Below are 347 nucleotides of genomic sequence, written 5' to 3'. Positions count from 1 at the left end.
ATCCGTTCTTCTACGCCACGCCAAGCGCGATCGCGCAGAGGCTCTATGAGTGGACGACGGAAGGCACGTCCGAAGGGCCGCTCTGGTACCATCTCTACGTCACGATGGAGGAATCCGTCCTCGGCTTCGTCACAGGCTCGGTTGCCGGCATCATCATCGGCGTCGCGCTTGGCCGCAACCGCATGGCCGCCGACATCTTTTCCATCTACATCAAGGTCATCAACTCCATCCCTCGCGTGGTGCTGGCGCCGATCTTCATCATGATCCTCGGCCTTGGCCTTGCTTCGAAAGTGGCGCTGGCCTTCATCATGGTGTTCTTCGTCGTCTTCCATAACGCCTTCCAGGGC

1 pseudogene is annotated in these 347 nt (G+C 59.7%); it reads left to right on the top strand.

What is annotated here, in order from left to right:
* Positions 1 to 347: pseudogene (locus EN818_RS31240) on the top strand (ABC transporter permease); the annotation flags it as partial.

The sequence above is a fragment of the Mesorhizobium sp. M3A.F.Ca.ET.175.01.1.1 genome (assembly GCF_004791945.1).
GTDB lineage: Bacteria > Pseudomonadota > Alphaproteobacteria > Rhizobiales > Rhizobiaceae > Mesorhizobium.
This window is presented reverse-complemented; position numbering and strand designations above follow the sequence as displayed.